Origin of the sequence: Pseudomonas sp. BP11-1-1 (assembly GCF_052112105.1) — a bacterium.
Lineage (GTDB): Bacteria > Pseudomonadota > Gammaproteobacteria > Pseudomonadales > Pseudomonadaceae > Aquipseudomonas > Aquipseudomonas alvandae.
Map to the genome: position 1 here is coordinate 74754 of NZ_JAUTYU010000011.1, position 24919 is coordinate 99672.

General features: G+C 63.1%; 22 protein-coding genes. 18 read left to right on the forward strand and 4 right to left on the reverse strand.

Annotated elements, in window-relative coordinates; all coding sequences use genetic code 11:
* Positions 1–182: 182 nt before the first annotated feature.
* The 8 genes from ribH to Q7C33_RS20275 all read left to right on the forward strand — a co-directional run bounded on the left by ribH (position 183) and on the right by Q7C33_RS20275 (position 5336).
* The gene (gene ribH, locus Q7C33_RS20240; RefSeq protein WP_030140459.1) at positions 183–659 is read left to right on the forward strand and encodes a 6,7-dimethyl-8-ribityllumazine synthase; all 477 of its coding nucleotides are present in this window, start codon (positions 183–185) and stop codon (positions 657–659) included.
* On the forward strand, positions 656–1156 hold the full coding sequence (gene nusB / locus Q7C33_RS20245) for a transcription antitermination factor NusB (RefSeq protein WP_198796669.1): 501 nt from the start codon (positions 656–658) through the stop codon (positions 1154–1156). Before ribH ends, nusB begins: the two co-directional genes overlap by 4 nt.
* 16 nt (positions 1157–1172) lie before the next feature.
* Positions 1173–2138, forward strand: a complete 966-nt coding sequence (gene thiL, locus Q7C33_RS20250) for a thiamine-phosphate kinase (protein ID WP_323176283.1) — start codon at positions 1173–1175, stop codon at positions 2136–2138.
* Positions 2135–2638 carry a phosphatidylglycerophosphatase A family protein gene (locus Q7C33_RS20255; RefSeq protein ID WP_030140455.1) on the forward strand — a complete coding sequence of 168 codons (504 nt, stop codon included), beginning with the start codon at positions 2135–2137 and terminating at the stop codon, positions 2636–2638. The genes thiL and Q7C33_RS20255 overlap by 4 nt, the downstream gene beginning before the upstream one ends.
* 11 nt (positions 2639–2649) lie before the next feature.
* Positions 2650–3408 (forward strand): substrate-binding periplasmic protein, encoded by a 759-nt coding sequence (locus Q7C33_RS20260; protein WP_334598400.1) that lies wholly within the window; start codon positions 2650–2652, stop codon positions 3406–3408.
* A gap of 109 nt (positions 3409–3517) precedes the next feature.
* On the forward strand, positions 3518–4135 hold the full coding sequence (gene ribA, locus Q7C33_RS20265; protein ID WP_030140454.1) for a GTP cyclohydrolase II: 618 nt from the start codon (positions 3518–3520) through the stop codon (positions 4133–4135).
* Positions 4132–4551 carry an MFS transporter gene (locus tag Q7C33_RS20270; protein WP_198796672.1) on the forward strand — a complete coding sequence of 140 codons (420 nt, stop codon included), beginning with the start codon at positions 4132–4134 and terminating at the stop codon, positions 4549–4551. Before ribA ends, Q7C33_RS20270 begins: the two co-directional genes overlap by 4 nt.
* Complete coding sequence (locus Q7C33_RS20275; protein WP_407684032.1) at positions 4551–5336, forward strand: cobalamin-binding protein; 786 nt, start codon at positions 4551–4553, stop codon at positions 5334–5336. The genes Q7C33_RS20270 and Q7C33_RS20275 overlap by 1 nt, the downstream gene beginning before the upstream one ends.
* Before the next feature lie 136 nt (positions 5337–5472).
* On the opposite strand, the gene Q7C33_RS20280 is transcribed toward Q7C33_RS20275, so the two are convergent.
* The 4 genes from Q7C33_RS20280 to Q7C33_RS20295 all read right to left on the reverse strand — a co-directional run bounded on the left by Q7C33_RS20280 (position 5473) and on the right by Q7C33_RS20295 (position 10638).
* Complete coding sequence (locus tag Q7C33_RS20280) at positions 5473–7353, reverse strand: TonB-dependent receptor domain-containing protein (RefSeq protein WP_030140451.1); 1881 nt, start codon at positions 7351–7353, stop codon at positions 5473–5475.
* 146 nt (positions 7354–7499) lie between these two features.
* Positions 7500–9398: a 1-deoxy-D-xylulose-5-phosphate synthase gene (dxs, locus tag Q7C33_RS20285; RefSeq protein ID WP_217860442.1), complete on the reverse strand. Its 1899-nt coding sequence runs from the start codon at positions 9396–9398 to the stop codon at positions 7500–7502.
* Positions 9399–9511: 113 nt separating this feature from the next.
* The gene (gene ispA / locus Q7C33_RS20290) at positions 9512–10399 is read right to left on the reverse strand and encodes a (2E,6E)-farnesyl diphosphate synthase (protein ID WP_198796674.1); all 888 of its coding nucleotides are present in this window, start codon (positions 10397–10399) and stop codon (positions 9512–9514) included.
* Positions 10396–10638, reverse strand: coding sequence for an exodeoxyribonuclease VII small subunit (locus Q7C33_RS20295; protein ID WP_003185917.1), 243 nt, complete (start codon positions 10636–10638; stop codon positions 10396–10398). Before Q7C33_RS20295 ends, ispA begins: the two co-directional genes overlap by 4 nt.
* Positions 10639–11111: 473 nt before the next feature.
* On the opposite strand from Q7C33_RS20295, the gene Q7C33_RS20300 reads away from it, so the two are divergent.
* The 10 genes from Q7C33_RS20300 (at position 11112) to Q7C33_RS20345 (ending at position 24909) form a co-directional block, all read left to right on the forward strand.
* A complete protein-coding gene (locus Q7C33_RS20300) occupies positions 11112–11900 on the forward strand; it encodes a YfaP family protein (protein WP_407684033.1) in 789 nt (262 codons plus the stop codon).
* A gap of 35 nt (positions 11901–11935) precedes the next feature.
* Positions 11936–13645 (forward strand): DUF2138 domain-containing protein, encoded by a 1710-nt coding sequence (locus tag Q7C33_RS20305; RefSeq protein WP_407684034.1) that lies wholly within the window; start codon positions 11936–11938, stop codon positions 13643–13645.
* Entirely contained in the window at positions 13630–14289 is a 660-nt protein-coding gene (locus Q7C33_RS20310; protein ID WP_334598398.1) for a DUF1175 domain-containing protein, read from the forward strand. Before Q7C33_RS20305 ends, Q7C33_RS20310 begins: the two co-directional genes overlap by 16 nt.
* Positions 14286–18854 carry an alpha-2-macroglobulin family protein gene (locus Q7C33_RS20315; RefSeq protein ID WP_407684069.1) on the forward strand — a complete coding sequence of 1523 codons (4569 nt, stop codon included), beginning with the start codon at positions 14286–14288 and terminating at the stop codon, positions 18852–18854. The genes Q7C33_RS20310 and Q7C33_RS20315 overlap by 4 nt, the downstream gene beginning before the upstream one ends.
* A gap of 1 nt (position 18855) precedes the next feature.
* Entirely contained in the window at positions 18856–20475 is a 1620-nt protein-coding gene (locus Q7C33_RS20320) for a DUF2300 domain-containing protein (protein WP_407684035.1), read from the forward strand.
* Between the two features lie 3 nt (positions 20476–20478).
* On the forward strand, positions 20479–21309 hold the full coding sequence (locus Q7C33_RS20325) for a YfaP family protein (RefSeq protein WP_407684036.1): 831 nt from the start codon (positions 20479–20481) through the stop codon (positions 21307–21309).
* Positions 21310–21595: 286 nt separating this feature from the next.
* A complete protein-coding gene (locus Q7C33_RS20330) occupies positions 21596–22177 on the forward strand; it encodes a YjfI family protein (protein ID WP_198796680.1) in 582 nt (193 codons plus the stop codon).
* Positions 22178–22199: 22 nt separating this feature from the next.
* Positions 22200–22898 (forward strand): PspA/IM30 family protein, encoded by a 699-nt coding sequence (locus Q7C33_RS20335; protein ID WP_407684037.1) that lies wholly within the window; start codon positions 22200–22202, stop codon positions 22896–22898.
* Between the two features lie 333 nt (positions 22899–23231).
* Positions 23232–24266 (forward strand): ion channel, encoded by a 1035-nt coding sequence (locus Q7C33_RS20340; protein WP_030140440.1) that lies wholly within the window; start codon positions 23232–23234, stop codon positions 24264–24266.
* Entirely contained in the window at positions 24253–24909 is a 657-nt protein-coding gene (locus tag Q7C33_RS20345) for a DUF2491 family protein (protein WP_407684038.1), read from the forward strand. The genes Q7C33_RS20340 and Q7C33_RS20345 overlap by 14 nt, the downstream gene beginning before the upstream one ends.
* The last annotated feature ends 10 nt before the right edge of the window (positions 24910–24919 follow it).

Below are 24919 nucleotides of genomic sequence, written 5' to 3' on the forward strand. Positions count from 1 at the left end.
TAACAGGGCCGCTGCGCAGCGCCCACAATCGGGGCCGCTACGCAGCCCAGCGGGAGCAAGCTCCCTCGCCACAGAAAATATGCAAGTGAACGAGATGGCGGGATCCACGACCCTGTATTCGTGGCTAATATCACTGAGGAGCGCGTATCGAACGTGCTCCGGCTCTTTAAGAGATCTGACGAATGACCCTGAAGACCATCGAAGGTACCTTCATCGCCCCCAAGGGCCGCTACGCGCTGGTAGTTGGCCGTTTCAACAGCTTCGTGGTTGAGAGCCTGGTCGACGGCGCGGTCGATGCCCTGGTTCGCCATGGCGTGAGCGAAAGCGACATCACCATTATCCGTGCGCCTGGCGCCTTCGAAATTCCGCTGGTTGCGCAGAAAGTCGCTCAAAAGGGCGAATACGCGGCGATCATCGCCCTCGGCGCGGTCATTCGTGGCGGTACTCCGCACTTCGAATACGTCGCTGGCGAATGCACCAAGGGCCTGGCCCAGGTGTCCATGGAGTTCGGCGTACCGGTCGCGTTCGGCGTGCTGACCGTTGATTCCATCGAACAAGCCATCGAACGTTCCGGCACCAAGGCCGGTAACAAAGGTGCCGAAGCTGCCCTGTCCGCCCTGGAAATGGTCAGCCTGCTGGCGCAGTTGGAGGCCAAGTGATTAGCGACGAAAGCGATCGTTTCAACCCGCGCGATCCAAAGCCCGCGGATGCCGGCAAGCCTTCGAAGAGCGTCAAGCGCCGCGAAGCCCGTCAGCTCGCGACCCAGGCCCTGTACCAATGGCACATGGCCAAGCAATCGCTGAACGAGATCGAAGCGCAGTTTCGCGTCGATAACGATTTCAGTGATGTCGACGGCGCGTATTTCCGCGAAATCCTCCACGGGGTTCCGCAGTTCAAGACCGAAATCGACACGGCGCTGACGCCTTGCCTGGACTTGGCCATTGAAGAACTGGATCCGGTTGAACTGGCGGTCCTGCGCCTGTCCACCTGGGAGCTGCTCAAGCGCGTCGACGTACCGTATCGCGTGGTGATCAACGAAGGGATCGAACTGGCGAAAGTCTTCGGTTCCACCGACGGCCACAAGTTCGTCAACGGTGTGCTCGACAAGCTCGCCCCGCGCCTGCGTGAAGCTGAAGTGAAGGCGTTCAAGCGCTGATAGCGCTTGGAATCCCATGGGTGAGTTTGAGCTGATCCGCCATTACTTCGCCGCTGCGCCATGCGCGCAGGGCGGCGAGGGCGTTGCGCTGGGGATCGGCGACGACTGCGCCTTGCTGGCCGTTCCTTCCGGGGAACAGCTGGCGGTTTCCACCGACACGCTCGTGGCCGGTGTGCATTTCCCTGATCCTTGCGACCCGTTCCTGCTCGGCCAGCGCTCGCTGGCTGTGGCGGTGAGCGACCTGGCTGCCATGGGCGCCAGCCCTGTTGCCTTCACCCTCGCCCTGACCCTGCCAACCGTGACCGCCGATTGGCTGCAAGCCTACGCCCACGGTTTGAGCCAGATGGCCCAGGCGTGCGGCGTGGCGCTGGTGGGCGGTGATACCACCCGCGGACCGTTGAGCCTGACCATGACCGTGTTCGGTCGCGTGCCGGCCGGGCAGGCCTTGACCCGAAGCGGCGCGCAGCCGGGCGATCTGTTGTGTGTCGGCGGCGAGCTGGGCAATGCCGCTGGGGCGTTGCCGCTGGTCCTCGGCCAGCGCAGCGCCGAACCTGAGGTCGCCGGGCCGCTGCTGGCGCATTACTGGTCACCGCAGCCGCAGATCGACCTCGGCCTGGCATTGCGGGGCAAGGCCAGTGCGGCGATGGATATTTCCGATGGCTTGCTGGCCGATTGCGGGCATATCGCGCAGGCCTCGGATGTGGCACTGACTGTTGAACGGGACCGACTACCGCTGTCCAACGCTCTGGTGGCATTGCTCGGCCAGCCGGGCGCCCAACAGGCGGCACTGAGTGGTGGCGACGACTACGTGTTGTTGTTTACCCTGCCGCCGGTCCGATTATCGGCGCTTTTGGCCGAAGGTTGGCCGATCCATGTGGTCGGCAAGGTCAGCGCCGGGCAGGGCGTCATGCTGGCGGACAGCCTCGGACGCGACATCACCCCACAAATACGGGGTTATCAACATTTTCGGGAGACACCGTGACAGATCATCCCAATCAGGTTCCGGCAGAGTTTGTCCCGCCTTCGGTGTGGCGCAATCCCTGGCATTTCATGGCTTTTGGCTTCGGTTCGGGTACTTTGCCTAAAGCACCGGGCACCTGGGGCTCGCTGGTTGCGCTACCCTTCATACCGTTGTGGCAGATGTTGCCGGACTGGGGCTACTGGCTGATGCTCGGCATCACCATGCTGTTCGGCTTCTGGCTATGTGGCAAGGTGGCGGACGACCTGCGGGTGCATGACCATGAAGGTATCGTCTGGGACGAGATGGTCGGCATGTGGATTACCCTGTGGCTGGTGCCGGAGGGCTGGTACTGGTTGCTGACGGGTTTCCTGGTGTTCCGCTTCTTCGATATCCTCAAGCCATGGCCCATCCGCTGGATCGACAGGCATGTACACGGGGGTGTCGGCATCATGCTCGACGATGTCCTGGCCGGGGTGTTTGCCTGGCTCGCAATGCAAGGGTTGGTGTGGTGTTTTACCTGAGGGAACCAGGCATGGGCGTAAGCCGCGCACTACTGCTGTTGCTGTGTTTAGGGGCGCTGCTCGGTGTTCCGGCGGCCGAATCGGCGCCGCTGCCCGGCAAGATCCGTGCGGCCAGCGAAGAGTGGGCCGATTACACCCAGGCCGATGGCCAGGGAATGGGCTGGGACATCTTGCGGGCCGTGTTCGAGCCTGAAGGCGTCAAGCTGGAGATCCGCAGCGTGCCCTATACCCGCTCGATCGGGTTGGTGCAACGTGGGGAGGTGGATGCACAGGTCGGCGCCTATCGCGATGAAACCGAAGGGCTGCTGTACCCGCATTGGCACTACGACGTCGATCATATCTATGCCCTGGGGCTGGCCTCCAAGCCGTCACCGACGCTGGCGACGATTGGCAATTATCGACTGGTGTGGATGCGGGGGTACGAATACAACAACTACCTGCCCAACATCCGGCGTTTCAATGAAATTCACCGCGCCGTGGGTATCTTGCCGATGCTGGCCCATGATCGTGCCGATTTTTATATCGATGCGTTGATGGAAATCCAGGATGTGCTCGCCAAGGCCGACGATCCCAAGCAATTCAAACTCTCGCCGCTGATCAATCTGCCGCTGTACCTGGGGTTCGCCAATAACGAAAACGGCCGTACGTTGCGGGCGCTGTTCGACCGCCGTATGGAAGTGCTGGTGAAGAGCGGCGAGTTGAAACCGATTTTCGAACGCTGGAAGCAACCCTATCCGTTTGACGAGAATGGCAAGCCACCGAAGCCGTGATCAAACTTTTCGATCGTAATAGCCGATAATTCAGCCTAAGCGTCTGTAGGAACCTGCTGTTACAATGCCCGCCTCTGCGAATCTCCAGTACTAGATCAGGAGCACACCGGTGCCTGTCGTTTTTGTTGCCGCTTCCAAGCTGCCAACGCCCTTTGCGCAATTCACCATGCATGGTTTTCTCGATGAAGCCACCGGTCGGGAGCACGTTGTGCTGAGCCTGGGTGATTTCGCCGACGGCGCTCCGGTACTCGGTCGCCTGCACTCTGAATGCCTGACGGGCGATGCCCTGTTCAGCCAGCGCTGCGATTGCGGCTCGCAACTCGAAGCGGCATTGCAGGCCATCGCCCGTGAAGGCCGTGGCGTGTTGCTGTATCTGCGCCAGGAAGGGCGTGGCATTGGCCTGCTGAACAAGATCCGCGCCTATGAGCTGCAAGACGGCGGTGCGGACACGGTGGAAGCCAACGAGCGCCTCGGCTTTGCCGCCGACTTGCGCGACTACAGCATTTGCTTGCCGATGCTCGAGCACCTGGGTATCAAGTCCTTGCGGTTGATGACCAACAACCCGCGCAAGGTCAAGGCGCTGACCGACATGGGGATCGTAGTGGCCGAGCGCGTGCCGCTGCACACCGGTCACAACCCGCACAACAAACTCTACCTGGCAACCAAGGCCAGCAAGCTCGACCACATGATGGGCAACGAGCACCAGGGCGAGGTCGACCGGGCGTGACGCGCGGCCAAGTCCGGCGGCGCCTGGCCGTCAGCTGGTGGCAGTACCTGGCGCTGGCCTTGCTGCCGCTGTTCGTGATCAACGCGGTATTCGGCCAGGGCGAGGCTATCCTGCCAGTGCTGGCGATGCCGCTGTTCATTGCGGGCGTGGCGTCGATGTTTGTCAGCCTGCGGTTCTTCGGCGGCTATAAAAACGCCCTGGTCGCCACGCAAAAGTCCCTCGATACACCTGAAGAACCCCAAGCCTGGATCACCCTGGCGGCGCGACGGCGCGCAGCCTTCCTGGTGGCAGGCCTGCCAGCATGGATTGGCGCCCTGGCGGTGTTCGTTGGCCTCGAAGCGGTGCCGTTGATGCTCCTGGCGTTATCCACCGCCGTGTTGTTCTACCTGTATCGCATCCCGCGTCAGCTCGGTTGATGCGTCTTTGGCTGGCGGTCCTGCTGCTGGCCACCAGCGCCTCGACGATGGCGGCGACCCGTGTGGTCAGCCTGGCGCCCTCGCTCTCGGAAATCGTTGTCGAGCTCGATTCCGCCGACCTGCTGGTGGGCGTGTTGGATGGCGGTGAACGTCCGACGGTCCTGAAGGATCTGCCTTCGGTTGGGCGTTACGGCCAGCTGGACATGGAGCGTCTGCTCAGCCTCAAGCCTGATTTGCTCCTGCTCTGGCCGGGCAGCGTGGGTCCGGGGCAGCGCGCGCAACTTAAAGCGCTGGGCATTCCGATCTACGTCGCCGAACCCCACAGCCTTGACCAGCTCATTACACAAATTCAAGACATCGCCACCCAGCTCGGCCGTCCGGAACGGGGCGTGCAGCGAGCGGCGCAGTTGCGTGAACGTCTTGAGGCGCTGCGACAACGCTATCGCCGGGACACGCCGGTGCCGGTGTTCTATCAGGTCTGGGACCGGCCGTTGTACACCGTCGGTGGCGGGCAGATCATCAGTGATGCGCTGGCCGTGTGCGGCGCCCACAACGTTTTTGCCGACCTCGATCTGCCAGCGCCGCAGGTGAGCGTGGAGTCGGTGTTGCAGCGCCAACCGCAGATGATCCTGGCCACGGACCAGGCGCAGCTAGACGCCTGGAAAACCTGGCCGGTGGCGCAGGGGAGGTTGCTGTTGGTCAATGACAAAGGGCTGGAGCGGCCCAGCGGGCAGATGATCGAGGCGACGGCGCGGTTGTGTGAGTTGATAGCGCCGGACAGATAGACGGCGGCGCCTGCAATCGCGAGCAAGCTCGCTCCCACAGGTTTTGTTGTGAACACAAAACCTGTGGTCACTGAAGATCAACTGTGGGAGCGAGCTTGCTCGCGATGAGGCCAGTCCAGACGCTACAGGTTCTGGATCAGAGCGCCGGGGTCCAGGTCACCCCAAACAACCAGGCCCGACCTTCCTCCCGATACCCATGCTGCTCACCGTCATGGCTGTACAGCGCCCGGCTGTAACTCTGGTCCAGCACATTATCCACCTTCATCTCCAGCTTCACTTCCCGGCTCAGCGCCCAACTGCCGCGCAACCCGAGCAGGGCATAGCCGCCCAAGGCATTGCGGTTGTTTTCATCGTCATAGCTACTGCTCACCGCTTGCCAGGTGGCGCCGAGGCCCAGGCGATCGAATTGCCGATCCAGGTCCAGGTTCAGCGTCCGTCGGGCGCGGCGGGCGAGGGTATGGCCACTGTCGCGATCGCGCGGGTCGATGATGGCCAGGCCCAGGTTGCCCTGCCAGCCAAACAGTTCCTGCCGGTAGGCCATCTCGAAGCCGTTGATCCGCGCCGAAGCGACGTTCTGCGGACGTGAGTCGCGGCCAAAAATGATCGCGTCTTCCAGGTCGGTGCGGTACAGCGAAGCCTCGACGCTGGCACGGTCGCTCAGTTGGCTGCGCCATTGCAGTTCGTAGCTCCTGGCGGTCTCGGGTTTCAGGTCGGGGTTGCTGTAGTCCGGGTAATACAGGTCGTTGAAGGTCGGCGCGCGGAAGCTTTCGCTGTAGGTCAGCAACACGTCGTTATCCGGGTTGACCGGCAGGGTGAGCGTGCCGCTCCAACTGTTCTGGCCGCCGAATTGCTGGTTCTGGTCGCGACGCAGGCCCAGTTCAGTGGAAAACGTATCGGCCCGGAAGCGGTGCTGGATAAACGCTGCGCGATTCCAGCGACTGTCCTCATCGAACGGTGTGCTGCTGTTGACCCGGTCCTGATACCCGTCGCCACCCACGATCAGGCTGTTGCGCTCGTCGAGCGTCACATCGTTCTGCCAGGTCAGCGAATCACGATAGGTATTGAAGGTCTCGCGCACATCGCTGAGCTTGTCGTAGGTGTTCTCGCGGTTCTCGCTGTGGCCCAGTTCGAAGCGGGATTGCCAGGCATCGTTGATTCGCCCGTCCACGTAGGTGCTGAAGCTGCTCACGGCAAATTCGCTATAAGGCTGCTGGGGCAGGGACTCGAAGGTGTTGGGGTCGAAACGGCCGAACGGGTTGTCGTATTCGCTCTTGCCGCGGTTATCCAGCAGGTTCACGCCGATTTCCAGGTCATCGCTGAGCGCATGGCTCAGGCTCAGGCTGAAGGACTGGTTGCGGTTCGCGTCGTCGTCGCGGTCGCTGGCGTAGGACTCGTGGGTTCGATTGCCTCCTGCGGTTTCGTCCAGGCTCGCGCCCAGGTTGAAGCGGGTCTGCCTGTCGCCACCGGACAGGCCAAGGCTGCGCTCCCACGTCCGGTGGCTGCCAACACCCAGGTGCAGGCGTGGTTGCAGGCCTTGTTCGGTACCGCGTCGGGTAAAAATCTGAATGACCCCGCCCACGGCATCGGCGCCATAGATGACCGATCGCGAGCCGCGCAAGACTTCCACCCGTTCGATCTGGTTGATGTTCAGGCGTTGCAGGTTACTGTCGCCGGAGGTGGCGTTGCCGATGCGCTGGCCATCCACCAGCACCAGGCTCTGGGCAGACTTGGTGCCGCGGATATAAATCCCCGGCAGGCTGCCGCGCCCGCCCAGTGGCGCAACCTGCACACCCGGCACGCGGCTGAGCAGGTCGGTGACGCTGGCCGGTTGCAGGCGTTCGATGTCGTCGCGGGTGAAGATCGTGTTGGCGGCGCTGCTGTCATTGCGGGCCTCGACCTGGCGGTTGGCGCTGATCAGGATATCGGGCAGCGTCAGTGCTTGATCGCGTTCGAAGGTGTCGGCCTGCAGGTCGGGGATGGGGAGCAGGGCGAGCGTGAGGGCGAGACGGCGTTTCATGGGTGTTCCAATCATGCTTGATTCACACAAAACCAATGTGGGAGCGAGCTTGCTCGCGATAGCGGTTTGTCAGCCAATGGGTTAATTGACTGATCTTCCGCTATCGCGAGCAAGCTCGCTCCCACAGGGGCTTGTGTGGGCTGAACTTACAGGCCCAGCAGTTGCAACCGCAGCCGAACCGCCGCTTCGATCCCAGTCTCGTCCAGCCCGCATTCGGCCAGCATCTGCGCAGGCTTGGCGTGTTCGACATAGATATCCGGCAGCCCAAGGTGCAGCACCGACTTGAGGATGTTTTCCCGCGCCAGGAATTCGCTGACCGCTGCGCCGGCGCCGCCCATGATGGCGTTCTCTTCGACGGTCACCAGCAGTTGGTGGCTGGCGGCCATCTCGCGGACCATGGCTTCGTCCAGGGGTTTGACGAAACGCATGTCCACCACGGTGGCGTCGAGTGTCTCGGCGACTTTCAGGGCCTCGGCCAGTTGTACGCCAAACACCAGCAGGGCCGTTTGCTTGCCCTGGCGACGGATCACGCCCTTGCCGATCTCGATCGGCTCCAATTCGCTTTCAATCGTGGCGTTCGGGCCGGTGCCGCGCGGGTAGCGCACCGCCGCCGGGCCGGTGAACAGGTGGCCGGTGGTGAGCATCTTGCGCAGTTCGTTTTCATCGCTCGGCGTCATGACCAGCATGCCGGGGATGCAACGCAGGTACGACAAGTCGAAGCTCCCGGCATGGGTCGGGCCATCTTCGCCCACCAGCCCGGCGCGGTCGATGGCGAACAGCACGTCGAGGTTCTGCACGGCTACATCGTGGACGAGCTGGTCATAGCCGCGCTGCAGGAACGTCGAGTAGATCGCCACGACAGGCTTGGCGCCTTCGCAGGCCATGCCGGCGGCGAGGGTCACGGCGTGCTGCTCGGCAATCGCCACGTCGAAATAGCGCTGCGGGTAGCGCTCGCTGAAGGCCACCAGGTCCGAGCCTTCCTTCATCGCCGGGGTGATGCCCACCAGGCGCGGGTCGGCGGCGGCCATGTCGCACAGCCATTGGCCGAACACGCCGGAATACTTCGGTCCGCCAGCCTTTTTCGGTGCGGCCGCCGGAGCGTCCAGGGGTTCGAGCTTGGTGATCGCGTGGTAGCCGATCGGGTCGACTTCCGCCGGGGCGAAGCCTTTGCCTTTCTTGGTGACCACGTGCAGGAACTGCGGGCCCTTGAGGTCGCGCATGTTGCGCAGGGTGGCGATCAGCGTGGGCAGGTCGTGGCCGTCGATGGGGCCGATGTAGTTCCAGCCCAGCTCTTCGAACAGCGTGCCGGGCACCAGCATGCCCTTGGCGTATTCTTCGGTGCGGCGGGCGATTTCCCAGGCGCCGGGCAGGCGCGACAGGACCTTCTTGCTGCCTTCGCGCATGCTCGCGTAGGTGCGGCTGGAAAGGATCTTCGCCAGGTAGTTGGACAAGCCGCCGACGTTGCGCGAGATCGACATGTCGTTGTCGTTGAGGATCACCAGCATGTTGGCGTCGACTTCCGGCGCGTGGTTCAGCGCCTCGAAAGCCATGCCCGCGGTCAGTGCGCCGTCGCCGATCACCGCAATCGCCTTGCGCTCGCTGTTTTGCAGGCGGGCGGCAATTGCCATGCCCAGGGCGGCGCTGATGGAGGTGCTGGAGTGGCCAACGCCGAAGGTGTCGTATTCGCTCTCGGAACGGCGCGGGAAGGCGGCGATGCCGTCCTTCTGGCGCAGCGTGCCCATGCGGTCGCGACGTCCGGTGAGGATTTTATGCGGGTACGCCTGGTGCCCGACGTCCCACACCAGCCGGTCGTCCGGGGTGTCGAAGACGTAATGCAACGCGATGGTCAGCTCGATGACGCCAAGGCCCGCGCCGAAGTGCCCACCGGTCTGGCCGACCGTGTAGAGCAGTTCCAGGCGCAACTCATCGGCCAGGGTTTCCAGCTCGGCTTCACCCAGGCGACGCAGGCCGTCCGGCGTGTTGGCGCGGTCCAGCAGGGGCGTGGTCGGGCGCTTGCGGGGAATCTCTTGGAACGTCGTGGGCATCAGGCGAATCGTTATAGGTATAGAAAGAGGCGGCAGTTTACCTTATGCATCGCAAGCTGCCCACGCGTCGGCCGGAACTTGGCCGATACGCACTTAAATGGGTTGACCGTGTATCAGCTGCGTCGTTCGACGATATAACGCGCCAGATCGCGCAACGGTTCGGCCGCCGCGTCAAAGGGTCGCAGCGCGGCCAGGGCCTGGTCGCGCAGTTCCAGGGCGTAGGCCTTGGCGGCATCGAGGCCGAGCAGGGCCGGGTAGGTTGGCTTGTCCCGCGCGATGTCGGCGCCTTGGCGCTTGCCCAGGGTCTGGGTATCGCTTTCGACGTCGAGGATGTCGTCCTGCACCTGGAACGCCAGGCCGATGGCTCGGGCGTAGGTCTGCAAGGCCTGCAGCTGTGCGGGCGTGGCCCGGCCGCTGGCCAGGGCGCCGAGCTTGACGCTGGCTTCGATCAGCGCGCCGGTCTTGTGCCGGTGCATGTATTCCAATGCGTCCTGATCGAGCTTCAAGCCCACCGAACCGAGGTCGATGGCTTGGCCTCCGACCATTCCGGCAGGGCCTGCCGCCAATGCCAGGGCGCTGACCATGTCCAGGCGAACCTGCGCCGGGCAATCGCTCAGGGTCGGGTCCAGCAGCGCACTGAAGGCCAGGCTCTGCAGGCCATCACCGGCCAGGATCGCGCAGGCTTCGTCGAATTTTTTGTGAGTCGTTGGCTGGCCGCGACGCAGGTCGTCATCGTCCATGGCCGGCAGGTCGTCATGCACCAGGGAATAGGCGTGAATCAGCTCAACCGCGCAAGCCGCGCCGTTGGCCTGCTCGGCCGCGCCGCCAAGGGCTTCGCACGCGGCATAGGCCAGCAGCGGACGTACCCGCTTGCCGCCGTTCATCACGCTGTAGCGCATGGCTTCGTACAGCCGCGCCAGTTCCGGGCTCGGGGCGCTGAACAAGGTATCCAGTGCAGCATTGACCCGGGCCTGGCTGCTGGCCTGATACGCGCCGATCATTCAGGCTGTTCCGCGTCGAACGGTTCTTCGGTCAACTCGCCGTCGCGCTCGAGCAACAATTGCACCTTCTGCTCGGCCTGGGCCAATGCCGCCTGGCAGTCGCGAGTCAAGCCGATACCTTGCTCGAAAGCCGTCAGCGAGTCTTCCAGCGACAATTCGCCGTTCTCCAGCCGTTCGACCAGTGTTTGCAGGTCGGCCAGAGATTGTTCGAAATCCAGTGCAGCTTTTTTGCGGGCCATGGCGGCTATTCCGGTTGACTGTTAAACCGGCGCGACACTAGCAGACATGGGGTTTTCGGGCAAATCAGGGCGGGGTAACGCAGGCCGTGATCCAGTGCTTTTGTGGCGAGGGAGCTTGCTCCCGCTCAAGCGCGCAGCGGTCGCAAACTGGATCAACCCGGCGGGTTTGGGGCTGCTGCGCAGCCCAGCGGGAGCAAGCTCCCTCGCCACGGGATTTCGTCAGAAGTGACGTCGGGTTCCGTATTCGGCTCATTTCGTGAGCCGAATAAATTCTCTATTCGGCTCACGCCACGTTCGATACGTGATTTCCCACACAGAATCGCGCGTTTCCCGATTGTGAAAAAACTGTCAAATGGCTACTCTTCGCGCCATCTTCGGCCCCTTGTAACGGGGCCTTCAGACGAAACCCGAATAATGACAAACAGCGCCCCGGGAAGGGTGTCGGGTTGCGTCGTGCATGGCAGGAGGCTTACGTGCGTTTTCTTTCTTTATTGATCGTATTGCTCGGTGCGCCGCTGGCGTGGGCCGGGCCTTCGGCTGAAATGTCGGAGCCGGTCGGCGGCTGGCGCTACAGCGGCTTGCTCGATCGCACGGAAAACCCCCAGGTCGCCTATCCCACGCCGCCCATAGACCGCGGCATCCAGCGCAATCGCACGATGATCGAAGGCCGGATCAAGAACATGGGCACGGCGCGTCAGCCCCACAGCCTGTCGGTCAACGGCAACCCGCTGAATCTCTACACCGATGAAGAGGGGCGTTTCGCCCGGCCATACGCCTTTGGCGCTGGCTCCAACAGCGTCGAAGTGCGCAGCTCCGAAGGCCAGTCCCTCAAGCGCGTGCAATTCTACGAAGCCAATAACTTGCGCACCCCGGCGCAGATCCGCGTGGTGCTGGGCTGGGACGATCCAAACGCTGAACTCGACCTGCATATCGTTACACCCGACGGCCAACATGCCTTCTTTGGCCAGCCGGCCCTGAGCAACGGCGGCGGCCTCGACCCGGATGGGGTCGACGGTCCCGGTCCCGAAATGTTCACCATGACCGCGCCGATGCACGGCACCTACCTGGTCTACGTGAACTATTGGGGCAACTACGGCGACGGCGGCTACAACTTCGATGAAACGAGCAACCAGAACGAGGTGATTACCTCGCAGATCAACCTGGTGCTCAACGAAAACACCGTCGATGAAAAACGCGAGACCTTTGTCGTGCCCCTGCGCGCCATTGGCGATCTGTTGCTGGTCAAGACTTTCAACTACTAAGTATCCGCTCCACGGATGAACAGGCCCTTGTGAATATGAGCGACAACACTGCTTCCCCGACCACGCCGACACCTGTCGCCAAACCTGGACGCCGCTGGCCGGCGATTCTGCTCGGGCTGTGCCTGGTGGCCGGCGCGGCCGGCGGGTTGGGCTGGTTCATGACCAAGCCCAAGGCGCCGCCCATGGAGCTGGCGTTGGAAAAACTCGGCGTGAGTCGTCCCGACGGCTTGATCGAGGCCCATTCCCTGAGCCAGTTACCCAAGGATCTCCTGGCGGTGCCGTTCCTCAAGGCCACGCTCACCGAGGATTTCGTCTTCTATTACGAAGCCCACGCCGACCGCCTCGGCCTGATCGGCAGCCTGCGCCGGATCATCTATGAGCATGACCTCAAGCTGCAGGACAGCCTGATCGAGCAGCTTTTCGACCAGCCGGCGGACGTGGCGTTGTGGCGCGGGGCGGACGGTCGTCTCAAGGATTTCCTGCTGGTGATGGATCGCGGCGGGTTGGCCAAGGTCCTGGAGCCGCTGGCGAAAGTCGCCCTGGATGACACTCAGTTGAGCAAGCTGGGTGACTTGAAGGTGAGCGGCGATGAAGTCGCGCTCTACCAGCTCAGCTATAACGCGAGCAAATCCCTGGTCTTCGCCTCCCATGGCGACAAGTTGGTCGTGCTGTCCAACCCGACCAAGCTCTACGACCAAGGCCATGGCCCTACCGACGAACGTGGCATGGTCTCGACCCAGGCCCTCGAGGCGCTGCTGGCCGGCGAAAAACTCTTCCCCGAAGCCTTCGGCCTCACGGCCAAGGCCCCGGAGGTCAAGCAGCGCATCTCCGTCAACGCCAGCGTGCTCGCCATGGGCTACCAGCGGTTCATCCCGAACTTCGCCGGCTTGCGTTTCGACATGGACGACAAGGGCTGGCACAGCTTCCTGGCCATGGATGAATTGGAAAACCAGCCGGACTTCGACTTCAAGGCGATCTGGCAAGCCATGCCCATGGGCGCCAGCGCCTGCGTGGCCTTGCCCCTGGCCGCCGAGCAACAGAAACCGTTGCTGGTCAAACTCGGCGCCGAGGAAAAAGCCGCCCAGGCCATGGTCGACCACGTGGCGGGCGCGGCAGGCCTGTGCTGGTACGCCGATTCCCGGCTGTACACGCCGCTGCTGGTGGCGAGCCTGAACGAAGACGACGGCAAGCTCGATGCCGACCTGGGCAACCTGTTCGGTTCGATGGTCGGCGCCTATGAAAACAACGTTGCCGAACATGCATTTCCGGTGGTGGAGAAGCAAGAAGGTTCGACGCACCAATGGCAACGCCAGGTCAGTTCCAACTTCGGGCCTTATTCGGCCAAGGAAGCGCAGCAGCCCGAGGCGATTACCGGCAAGGCGTTCATGCGCGTCAGCCTGGCGCGCCACGGTTCGACCTTGCTGTTCTCCCTCGATGACAAGTTGGTCGACAAGGCCCTCGGCACCCTCGACAAACGCTTCCCGCCCATGGCTGACGTGGTGCCCAAGGATCTGCTGATGCCGGTCTACTTCGGCCCGGATTCCATGGCGCAACTGATGCAGCGCGAAACCCTGGACAGCCTGCCCCAGGACATGGAACCGGTGTTCTACAACGCCGCGCAAACCTACCTGATCCCGAAACTGCGCACCCTTGGCGGCTACGGCAAATACGCCCTGACGTTGCCAGCAGGCAGCGAGCCGGACGGCCATTGGCAGTGGCTGCCGCTGGAATGGAAAGCGCTGTGACAGGACAGATCCGCAACCGCGCGTATGGGTTGCTGCTGGCGTTGCTGCTCGGTGGGCCTGCGCTTGCCGTCGAGGCGCCGGCGCTGGACGCGCAGCAGTCCCAGGTATTCCGTGCCTGGTTCGTGCGCATCGCCCAGGAACAACTGACCAAAGGCCCGAGCCCACGCTGGTATCAGCAGGATTGCGCCGGGCTGGTGCGTTTCGCCGCCAACGAAGCACTGAAGGTCCACGATGAAAAATGGCTGCGCAGCAATGGCCTGTCCAATCGCTACCTGCCGCCGGAGCTGCCGCTCAGCGATGCACAACGCAGCCTCGCCCAGCAATGGCAGCAGGGCGGCGGCAAGGTCGGGCCCTACGTCAACGCGATCAAGCTGATCCAGTTCAACAGCCGCCTGGTGGGCCGGGATGTCACCCAGGCCCGGCCTGGCGACCTGATGTTCTTCGACCAGGGCGACGACCAGCACCTGATGATCTGGATGGGCCGCTACATCGCCTATCACACCGGCACGACCACCCCAACCGACAACGGCATGCGCTCCGCAAGCCTGCAACAACTCATGAACTGGAAGGACACCCGATGGATACCCGACGCAGCCAACCCCAACTTCATCGGCGTCTATCGACTCAACTTTCTCACCCAATGACCGGTGCCCGCATGCTGCGCTTGTGTTCAAAACTGCCCCTGCTGTTCGCCCTGTTGCTGGCGCCCCTGGTGAATGCCGAAGACACCGTGGAGCCCAGCGGTTATACGCCGGTGTCCGGTGAAAGCTTTTTCCTGCTGGCCGACAGCAGCTTCGCCAGCGACGAGCAAGCCATGGTCCGCCTCGAAGCACCGGGGCGCGACTACCGCCGGTTCCGCATGGAGCCCTACGGCGGCGCTGATATCCGCGTCTATCGGATCGAAAAACCGCTGGAGTTCCTCAAGCGCCAGAAGAACCTGCACCGCGTGGTCAGCGACGGCCAGTTCAAGGGCGAGGGCCTGTCGAACACCTTGGCGTACCTGTGGGACAACTGGTACCGCAAATCCCGTCGGGTGATGCAACGGGCGTTCTCCTACGAGTCCCGCCAGCAGGTCACCGAAGAAGTGCCGGAACTGAAGATCGGCGACGCCCTGGTTGCGCCGACGCCGTACGACGCGCCAGCGCAATTCGCCTTGATCCCCGGTTTGCCAGTGGTCAGCCAGTTCCGCTATCCGCTGTGGCAGGCCAAGCCGATCCAGCCGCCGGCGGGCGTCAACCTGGCCGGTTCGTCCAGCGAGTTCGTCAGCGTCGCGCCAGGCAACGTCTATGTGCCGCTGGGCCAGTTGAAGCCGGGCCTGTACCTGGTGGAAGCACTGATCGGCAAATACCGCGCGACCACCATGGTCTTCGTGTCCAACACCGTGGCCGTGAGCAAGATCGCCGGTGATGAATTGCTGGTCTGGGCCGCGCGCAAGCATGAAGGGCGCTCGGTGCCCAAGGTCAATGTGCTGTGGACTGACGGCCTGGGCGTGATGAGCAGCGGGGCCACCGATGAAGACGGCCTGCTGCGCCTCAAGCATGTCAGCCCGGAGCGTTCGTTCGTCATCGGCGAAGACGAGGAGGGCGGGGTATTCGTCTCCGAGAACTTCTATTACGACAGCGAGATCTACGACACCAAGCTCTACGCCTTCACCGACCGGCCGCTGTACCGGCCGGGGGATTGGGTGTCGCTGAAAATCGTCGGTCGCGAGTTCAAGAACGCCCGTGACTCGGTGCAGCCAGCGGCCGCCGACGTCAACGTCAGCGTGCTCGACGCTACCGGCACCGCGCTGCAAACCCTGGCCCTGAAGCTCGATTCCAAGGCCGGCACCCAAGGCCGTTTCCAACTGCCGGAAAACGCCGTGGCCGGTGGCTACGAGCTGCGCTTCAGCTACAAGGACCAGCTCTACAGCAGCGCCTTCCGCGTAGCCGAATACATCAAGCCGCACTTCGAGATCGCGCTGAACCTGGCCAAGCAGGACTACCGCACCGGCGAGCCGGTCAAGGGCAACCTGGTGCTGCTGTACCCGGACGGCAAGCCGGTGGCGAACGCCAAGGTCAGCCTGAGCCTGCGCGCCCAGCAACTGTCGATGGTCGATAACGAGCTGCAATACCTGGGGCAATTCCCGGTGGAGCTGACCAGCAGCGAAGTCACCACCGATGCCAAGGGCAACGCCAACCTCGACCTGCCGGCCGCTGACAAGCCGAGCCGCTACACCCTCACCGTGTTCGCCAGTGATGGCGCGGCGTATCGGGTCAAGACCACCAAGGAAATCCTCATCGACCGCGGCGCGGCGAATTTCCGCCTGGGCGCGCCCCGCCGTTTCAGCGCAGCCGGCGAGAAAGTCGCGTTCAGCTACGCCAACGAAGGCGGCAGCGAACAAAGCAAGGCCGTGACACCGGGCAGCTATGGCTGGGTCCGTCTGGAAGACCAGACCACCGGCGAAGGCAAACTGGCCGCCAAGGACAAAGGCTTCAGCCTGACCTTCGACCGCCCCGGCACTTACAACCTGACGCTCAAGGACGACCATGGCCGGGTCATCGGCGCGACCAGCCATGCGGTGACCGGCGAAGGCATCAAGGCCGTGCCGGGCACGGTCGAAATCGTCCTCGACAAAACCGAATACAAGACCGGTGACGAAGCCCTGGCGCTGATCACCTTCCCCGAGCCGGTCAGCGATGCGTTGCTGTCGCTTGAGCGGGACAAGGTCGAGGCCACCGCGATGCTCTCCAAGGGCGCCGACTGGCTGAAAATGGAGAAACTCAGCGACACCCAGTACCGCGCACGCATTGCCGTGAAGGATAATTTCGCGCCGAACCTGACCTTCTCCGTGCTGTACACCAAGGGCGGCCAATACAGCTTCCAGAACGCCGGCATCAAGGTCGTTGCGCCGCAGATCGACGTCGCGATCACCACCGATAAAGCCACCTATCGCCCGGGCGACACGGTGACCGTCGACCTGGGGACCCAGTTCGCCGGCAAGGCGATTCCCGCGCACCTGACCGTCAGCGTTGTCGATGAAATGGTCTACGCGCTGCAACCGGAAGTCGCACCGACCATCGACCAGTTCTTCTACCATCCGCGCCGCAACAACGTGCGCACCAGCGCCAGCCTGTCCTTCATCAGCTACGACGTGGCGCTGCCAGGCAGCCCCGGCGCGCCGGGCAAGGCCAACCGCAGCGAGCGTGGGGTCAAGGTGCTGGAACGGCCGCGTCGCGAAGACGTCGACACCGCCGCCTGGCAACCGGAGCTGGTCACCGATGCCAACGGCAAGGCGCGCTTTACCTTCAAGATGCCGGACTCGTTGACCCGCTGGCGTATCACCGCCAAGGCGATCGCCGACGATGGCCAAGTCGGCCAGAAGAAACAGTTCATCGCCTCGGAAAAACCGCTGTACCTGAAGTGGAGCGGCCCGACCCACTTCCGCACGGGCGACAAGCCGCAACTGGGCCTGTTCGCTTTCAGCCAGTCCGAGAAACCGTTGAAGGCCGAGTTGCTGATCCGTTACGCGGGCGCCGAACAGCGCGTGGTGGCGGACCTGAAGAACGGCATCAACTACGTCGCGCTGCCAGCCATGGCCTTGACCGACGGCGACCTGACCGTCCAGTTGCAGTTGAACGGTGAGACCCAGGACGCCCTGGCCATGCACCTCAATGCCAGCGGCAACGGTTGGCAAGTCACCCAGAGCCAACGCCTCGACGTGGCCAGCGGCGACACGCCACTGAACTTGCCGGCGGACGCCAGCGATATACGCCTGCGCCTGGATGACAGCCCGCAAGCGCTGTTCCGTTCGGCCCTGGACGACCTGCTCAGCTATCCGTATGGCGGCGTCGAGCAGACCGCCAGCCGCCTGCTGCCGTTGAGCATCGCGTATCCGACCCTGGCGTCGAACCCGCAGATCCGCGACCGTTTGCGGTTGATCATGCAAAACAGCCGCCTGCGCCTGGTGCAGATGGCCGGGCCTTCGGCGAGTTTCACCTGGTGGGGCCAGGACGGCGAGCCGGACGCGTTCCTCACTGCCTATGCCTATTACGCCGACTGGAACGCCAGCAAGGCCCTGGACCTGAACCTGCCGCCGGAACACTGGCAGCGGGTGCTGGAGGTCTATGCCAAGCAGGCCGGCGATACGCCGCTGTTGCAGCGCGCATTGATCCTGTCGTTCGCCAAACAGATGCAATTGCCGGTGAACACCTTGCTCAGTGGGCTGATGGATGACTTGGCCAAGGCCAGTGAAGACAGCACCGAGAGCGTGCTGGACAGCGGCGAGGACAGCCTGGTCATGTACGCGCCGGATTCGGCCCTTGGCCTGGCCAGCGCCCGTGTCCTGACCGCGTCCCTCGCCAAGCAGGCGAAAGTGCCGTTGCCGGCAGCGTTCAGCCGTCAGGCCGACGCCGCGCAACAGCAACTGGAACTCAGCTCCCAGCCGTTCGTCGAGGCTTTGTTGTTGTCGGTGCAAGGCTTCGATCAGGCTCGCGCCAGCGCATTGCTGGAGCGCGTGCTGCCGCAGCAGTCCACCCTGGAACGCGCACTGGCCCTGACCTGGTTGCAGCGCAGCATCGAACAGGCCGCGCCGGCCGTGGCCCTGGCGCCGGGCGAAGGCTGGAAAGCCAAGCAAGGCGCGACCGGCGAAACCTACTGGCAATGGCAGGGCGCGCAGCTTCCAACGCTACTGACCCTGACCGGCGCCCAGGAGCGTCCATTGCAAGCGGCGTTGAGCTTCCAGAGCCAGCAAGCCCCCGTGGCGCCGATGGCCGTGTCGATCACCCGTCGCCTGTCGCGCCTGGTGCCAGGCGACGAGGCGTTCACCTTCAAGCTCGAAGCCGTGGGCAACAAGCCGTTGTCCAGTGACGCCCTCTATCTGGATGAAGTGATCATCAACAGCAAGGCCGCGACGCCGCTGCGCTACGGCATGCTCGAAGTGCCGCTGCCGCCGGGCGCCGATGTGGAACGCACCACCTGGGGCATCCAATTGATGGGCAAGGCCGACAGCGAGCCGACGTCCCTGGAAAAGGCCCGCTTCGAGCCGGGCCAGATGGCTTACGCCGTGCCGGTGGATGCCCTTAGTGGCGAGCTGCGCCTGCGGCACTTGGTGCGTTTCTCCCAGAAGGGTCAGTTCACCCTGCCGCCGGTGCGCTTCACTCAGGTCTACGCGCCACAGAACCAGGCGCGCGAACAGAAACCGGCGCTCGGTCAGGTGACGGTCGACTGACATGCGCAGGCGTTGGGGCTGGTGGTGGTTGTGCTTGATTCCTGCGCTGGCGACAGCGCAGGAGGAGCCGCTGCGCCTGGCCTTCGACGGTCAACTGTTGCGCGTAAGCCAGACCCAGGTGCTGGACCGCCAGCCGTTGCCCGATTCGTTACAGGCACCGCTGGGCAGCTTGTGGAAACTCTTCGTCTACGCCTGGCTGGTGGACACCGATGCCCGCGAGCCGGCCTATGAATGCCGGGGCGAATCGAAAGAAGAAGTCTATTGCTGCAACGCCGGGCAGAGCATTGGTCGCGACCAGGCACTGGTGAAGTCCTGCGGCTTGTATTTCGAACCGCAACGGCTCGGACTTTCGGCGCCTGGCTGGCGGGATTACTGGCAAGCGCGGCAGACGCCGAAATGGTTGCAGGACCTGCCGGCCTTGCAGCCGCAAACCCAAGTGCCCGTGGCAGAGCTGCTCAAGGCGCTGGCGACGCTGCCGGCCCAGGATCAGGCTCGTCGGGTGTTGCTCGACGTAGTGCTTGGCGCGGCGGATGGTCGGTTGGTCGGTCAGTTGGGCGGTCGCCTGCGGGTCAAGACCTGGAGCTGGCTGGGCGATCAAGGGCCTTCGTCGCGCCAGGGCGGTTTCGCTGGTTGGCTGGTCGATGGCACGCCCGTCTGGGCCGGTGGACGCGGTACCAGCCAGCAGGTCTTGAAGAAATATGGCGATGGCTTGGCCATGGCACTGCCATCCCGTTGGCCGGCGGAAACCGGGCGTTGCGTGGAAGTGGGGTTGTTTGCTCGCTATCCCTTGCAACGAGTGATGTCCGGTGAACGTCCAGCCACGCCGGGACAACTGCGCGGCGACTACCGCGTCGAGTTCAGCAACGGCAACCAGCTGGATATCCACAGCGACGGCGAACTGTTCCTGCTGCCTGGCAAACTGGTCGCGCGGTTGGACCGGGAGGAATACGTCGCTCGGGTCCTGCAGCGCGAAGCCAAGGCCGAACCCGCCGAAGCGGCCAAGGCATTGGCCGTGGCGATCCGCACCTACCTGTTGCAAAACGCCCAGCGCAACGGCGATTGCCTGAGCATCGACGACAGCAGCCATCGCCAGCGCGTCGCGCCGCGTCCGGCGGCGCCTGAAACCCGAGCGATTGCCGCGTGGACCAGCGACCTGGTCCTGGGCGGCACCGATGTGACATATCACTCCGATCAACCCGGCCCGGACAAGTTGTCCTGGGCCCAGGCCGTCGAGCAAGCGAACGGCGGCCAGCGCTACGACGCGATCCTGTTGCACGCCTATCCACGTGCCAGTCTCAGCCGTTGGGACAATCCGGTGGCGTCCTGCGAAGCGCTGCCCGCCGCCCAGGAGTGGCTGCTGAAACAGCGGCGAGGCTGGCGCCAGCGCTTGGAAAGCGAAGTCGGCTACAACGAAATCAGCGCCTTCGCGGTCTGCCGCGTCTCTTTCGGCCGGCCTTATGTCGACCGCGAACGCCAGCGCATCTATGTGCGCGGCGTGTTGTCGCTGCAAGACCGCCTCGACCTGACCCATGAATATCTGCACCTGGCCTTTGAGGCTCACCCCAATGGCCAGGACGAAAACTATATCGAAGGGCTCGCCCGTCACCTTTTGCTGGAATAGACCATGACACTCCGTTATCCACAGGTCTTGCTGTTGCTCTGCGCCCTGACCGCGTTGCCCCCGACCATCGCCGCCGACGCCATCAAGCTGGAAACCCCCATTGGCGGCTGGCGCAGCGGTGCGCCGGGCGGCGAGGGCGAAAGCTTCAGCCAGACCGTCAACTACCCGGCCTCGTCGGTCAACACGCCCCCAGGCCAGGCCAACACCGCCCGCATCACCGGCCAGATCAAAGGCACGCCGAAGAGCAATGAGCCGGGCCAACTCATCGTCAACGGCGTGAGCTTGCCATTGAAGCTCGACGAGGAAGGTCGCTTTGATCGGCCGTTCTCGTTCCCCAATGGCAGCAACAGCGTTGAGGTGCGCAGCGCCGATGGCCAGCAGCGCCACCGCACGCAATTCCTCAACACCAGCGGCGGCGCCACCCCGGCCAAGTTGCGGGTGTTGCTGACCTGGGACAGCGACGGCACCGACCTGGACCTGCACCTCGTCACGCCTGATGGCGCGCACATCTGGTACGGCGACCGCGCCGTCGCCAACGGCGCTGCCCTCGATGTCGACGTCACCACCGGCTACGGCCCGGAAATCTTCGCCATGCCCGCGCCGATCAAGGGCCAATACCTGGTGTATGTGAACTACTACGGCGGCGGGTACCGCGGTGATGAGGATGAAGAGGGCGATGGCGAACCAGTGGAGCAAGCGCAACAAGCCCTGACCACGGCAAAAGTTACTGTCATCACCGAAGAAGGCACACCGAGCGAGAAGATGGAGACCTTCGTGGTGCCGATGCGGGCGGTGGGCGAGCTGACGTTGGTCAAGAGCTTTAGCTATCCGTAAGACCGCATGTGATGACCCCTGTGGCGAGGGAGCAAGCTCCCTCGCCACAAAAGCGGTCAGCCCACAGGGTTCGTCGGTGTTTGTGATTCAGAAAAATCTCACGCGTGAGCTATTGTGAGGCTTGGAAAGTACCTGTAGTGTTTCTCACGCGTGAGTTTTTCACAGTGGGGTCAGTACCATGTCAACCAGCTCTCCATCAGACCCGGATGACGGGTCTGTGACCGATTCAGCGAGCCGCACGGGAGAGCGCGCCAAACCCTCCGCGAAAAAGCCATCGAGCTTCTACATGAAGCAGATGCGCGCGGGCCTGAGTGCCGCCGGGTATGTGAAACACGAGACTTGGGTGCTTCCTGAAAACCGAAGCCTGCTCAAGCAAATGGAGAAACAGCTACGCCAACCGATTCTGGCTGGCCCATTCATGTCGGAGGATTACATGAGCGCAGGTAACAACTGGAACATCGATCGCCTCTACAGCGCCCTTCAGGCTCTGGATGAAGTGGTCGCGAACGACATCACCCTCTCCCTCGTCCAAGGCGCCGAGTCCAGCATCAAGCTGGAAATGAATGACTTCGGTGGCTTGCCGATCTACATCGCCGTGGTCGGCGACCAGATCATCGTCGATACCGTGCTGGTGGATGTCGAGTCGATCAACGACGTCGCGGCCTTCAACGACGCCGTGTTGCGCAGCCGGGAAATGTTCCCGCTGTCGTCCATCGGCATCGAGTCCATGCCCAACGGGCAGGTCGTCTACAACATGTTCGGCTCCCTGAGCGCAGGTTCCAGCCTGACCAACGTCGTCACCGAGGTCAAAACCCTCGTCGACAACGTCCAGCGCGCCAGCGAAGCCTTCGAACGCTTCTTCATTTAATTCGCCGAATAGGAACCCTCCCATGACCCAGTCCATCTGGAGCAAGTTGTTCACCGCACTGCGTGGCGGTGCCAACGAAGTCGGCGAATCGATCGTCGACCAACAGGCCCTGCGCATCCTCGACCAGGAAATCCGCGACGCCGACACCGCGCTGGCCAGTGCCAAGCGCGAGCTGGTCACCATCATGGCCAAGCACAAGCTGGCGACCGATCGCGTCGGCGAATACAACGCCAAGATCAAGGACCTGGAAGCCAAGGCCCTGGCCGCGATCCAGGCCAACCGCGAAGACCTGGCGCTGGAAGTGGCCGAAGCCATTTCGACCCTGACCAACGAACTGGACGCCGAGCAAAAGCACGCGACCGAGTTCGGTGGCTACGCGGACAACATGCGCAAGGACATCACCAAGGCCGAAAGCCGCATCAAGAGCCTGCGCCAGCAAGTGGACATGGCCAAGGCCCGGGAAAGCGTGCAGAAGGCCCAGGTCAGCGCCTCGATCGCCAGCGGCGGCGCCAATGGCAAGCTGGAAACCGCCGTCGGAACCCTCAACCGCCTGCAGGCCAAGCAACAGCAACGTGCCGCTGAACTGCAAGCCCAGGACGAGCTGGCCGAGGCTTCGACCGGCTCCGACCTGGAGCGCAAGCTGCGCGATGCCGGCATCACACCGAACGAAGGCAGCGCCAATGCGATCCTGGAACGCCTGAAGAAAAAATCGGCTGAGTAAGTCGTGCAGGTGCGCTCATCACCCTGAGCGCACTGAACCTGTGGCGAGGGGATTTATCCCCGCTGGGCTGCGAAGCAGCCCTAAAACCTGACACCTCGGTGTGTCAGTCAGGTAGCGTTCGCTACTTGGGGGCCGCTTCGCGGCCCAGCGGGGATAAATCCCCTCGCCACAAGGGCTGGGCCAGGCCTGCCTGCTCATCGGATTTATTGTCGCCAAGGTACTTCTATCCAAGCCCCGCAACAGGTTTAATGCTGTCCGGCCACTACGCTCGGGCACTCGGATGCCAGAGCGATTAGCCCGCCAGGAACCAAGCCCCACGGAGTCAGGGACGAAATGTCGATTTTCCTTCTGTTGCGCACCTACGCGTCGTCCTTCTTCCATCGCTTCGGTTGGGCGGGGCTGGCCATTGCGTTGGGCGTGCATTTGTCCATCGCCTGGATCGGCCTGGTGCTGCTGGGCGAGCAGCACCTCATCACCGCCGCCACGTTTATCTACTTCTATCTCACCACCACGCTCACCGTCGGCTATGGCGACCTGTTGCCGCAGACATCCGCCGGGCGAATTTTCGTGGCGACCTGGATCATGCTCGGGGGTATTGCCCTGTTGACGACGGTCATCGGCAAAACCACCAGCAGCGTCATCGATGTATGGAGAAAAGGCATGAAGGGCAAAGGCGATTTCACCGGTAAGAGCGGTCACACGGTTCTGATCGGTTGGGAAGGTGCTTCCAGCGAGCGGGTCATTGAACTGCTGCTGCAGGACGAAACGTCCAATGACAACCTGATCGTCATCTGCGATTGCGATCTCGAAGAAAACCCCATGCCCGGCAAGGCCACGTACATCAAGGGCGATAGCCTGTCTTCCGTCGCGTTGTTGCAACGTGCCGGCGTGCCGGGCGCCGAACGCGTGTTGGTGCGCACCCATTCCGACGACCTGACCCTGGCCACCGTGCTGGCGGTCAATCGTCTGGGACCGGTCGGGCATGTCGTCGCTCATTTCAATGACAGCGAGATTGCCGCCCTCGCCAGCGCCTACGCGCCGAGCCTGGAATGCACCTCGAGCATGGCGATCGAAATGCTGGTGCGTGCTTCCCAGGACCCGGGCTCGTCAGTGGTCATCAATGAATTGCTCTGTGTCGGCGAAGGCGCCACCCAGTACCTGATGAAACTGCCCGAGGCGTTCGAAGCGACGTTCGGCGACCTCTACACCCGCATGAAAGAGCAGCACAACGCTACGCTGATCGGTTACCGCGCAAAGGGCGCCCGACATCCATCGATCAACCCGCCTGGCGCCACCCGCGTCATGGGCGGCGAACTTTTCTACATCGCTTCCACGCGTCTCAAGGATATTTCCCATGGGGTGGTTTAAACAGTTGATGGGGCTTGAGGCCCCGAACGCGAACACGACAACCAGCACACCTGTCGTTGGGCCGCTGGGCCTGGCCTCTGGCAAGCAAGTCATGTTCGATGCGACGCTCAAGTTGTTGCTCGACGGCAACAGCGCCGTGGTGATCCCGGCCAACCAACAGATCTGGAGCCTGGGCATCGTCGACCTCGGGCAGTCGAACTGGCTGTCGCGCGCCTACATGAACGACGAGGACTACTGGTTGCAGGTGCACACCAGCGGTGACGTCGCCGGGCAGGTCGAGTCGGTGATCCTGTTCAACTACCTCAGCTACGTCACGATCAACAGTGAGGCCGAGTTGCGTCGCCTCGCCGGCCCCGAAAGCCTGATCGGCCTGCCGACCTACACCCACGACGGCGTCGAATACACCCGCGAATGGGGCACCGAGGCGGGACAGACGGAGCTGGTGGTGTTGAGCGAGCGCGTGAGCAATCCGGACGAGTCCTACAACGTCGAACACTGTTCGATGCTGTACGCCCGCGACACGGGCCTGACGGATCGCCGGGAGTTCCTGCTGTTCTCCGTCGAAGAGGACGCCGAAGGCACTGTCAGCCTGAGCACTTCGCTGGGTATTTCGCTGTACACCACTGACCTGAACACTTTTTGAATAAGGAAGA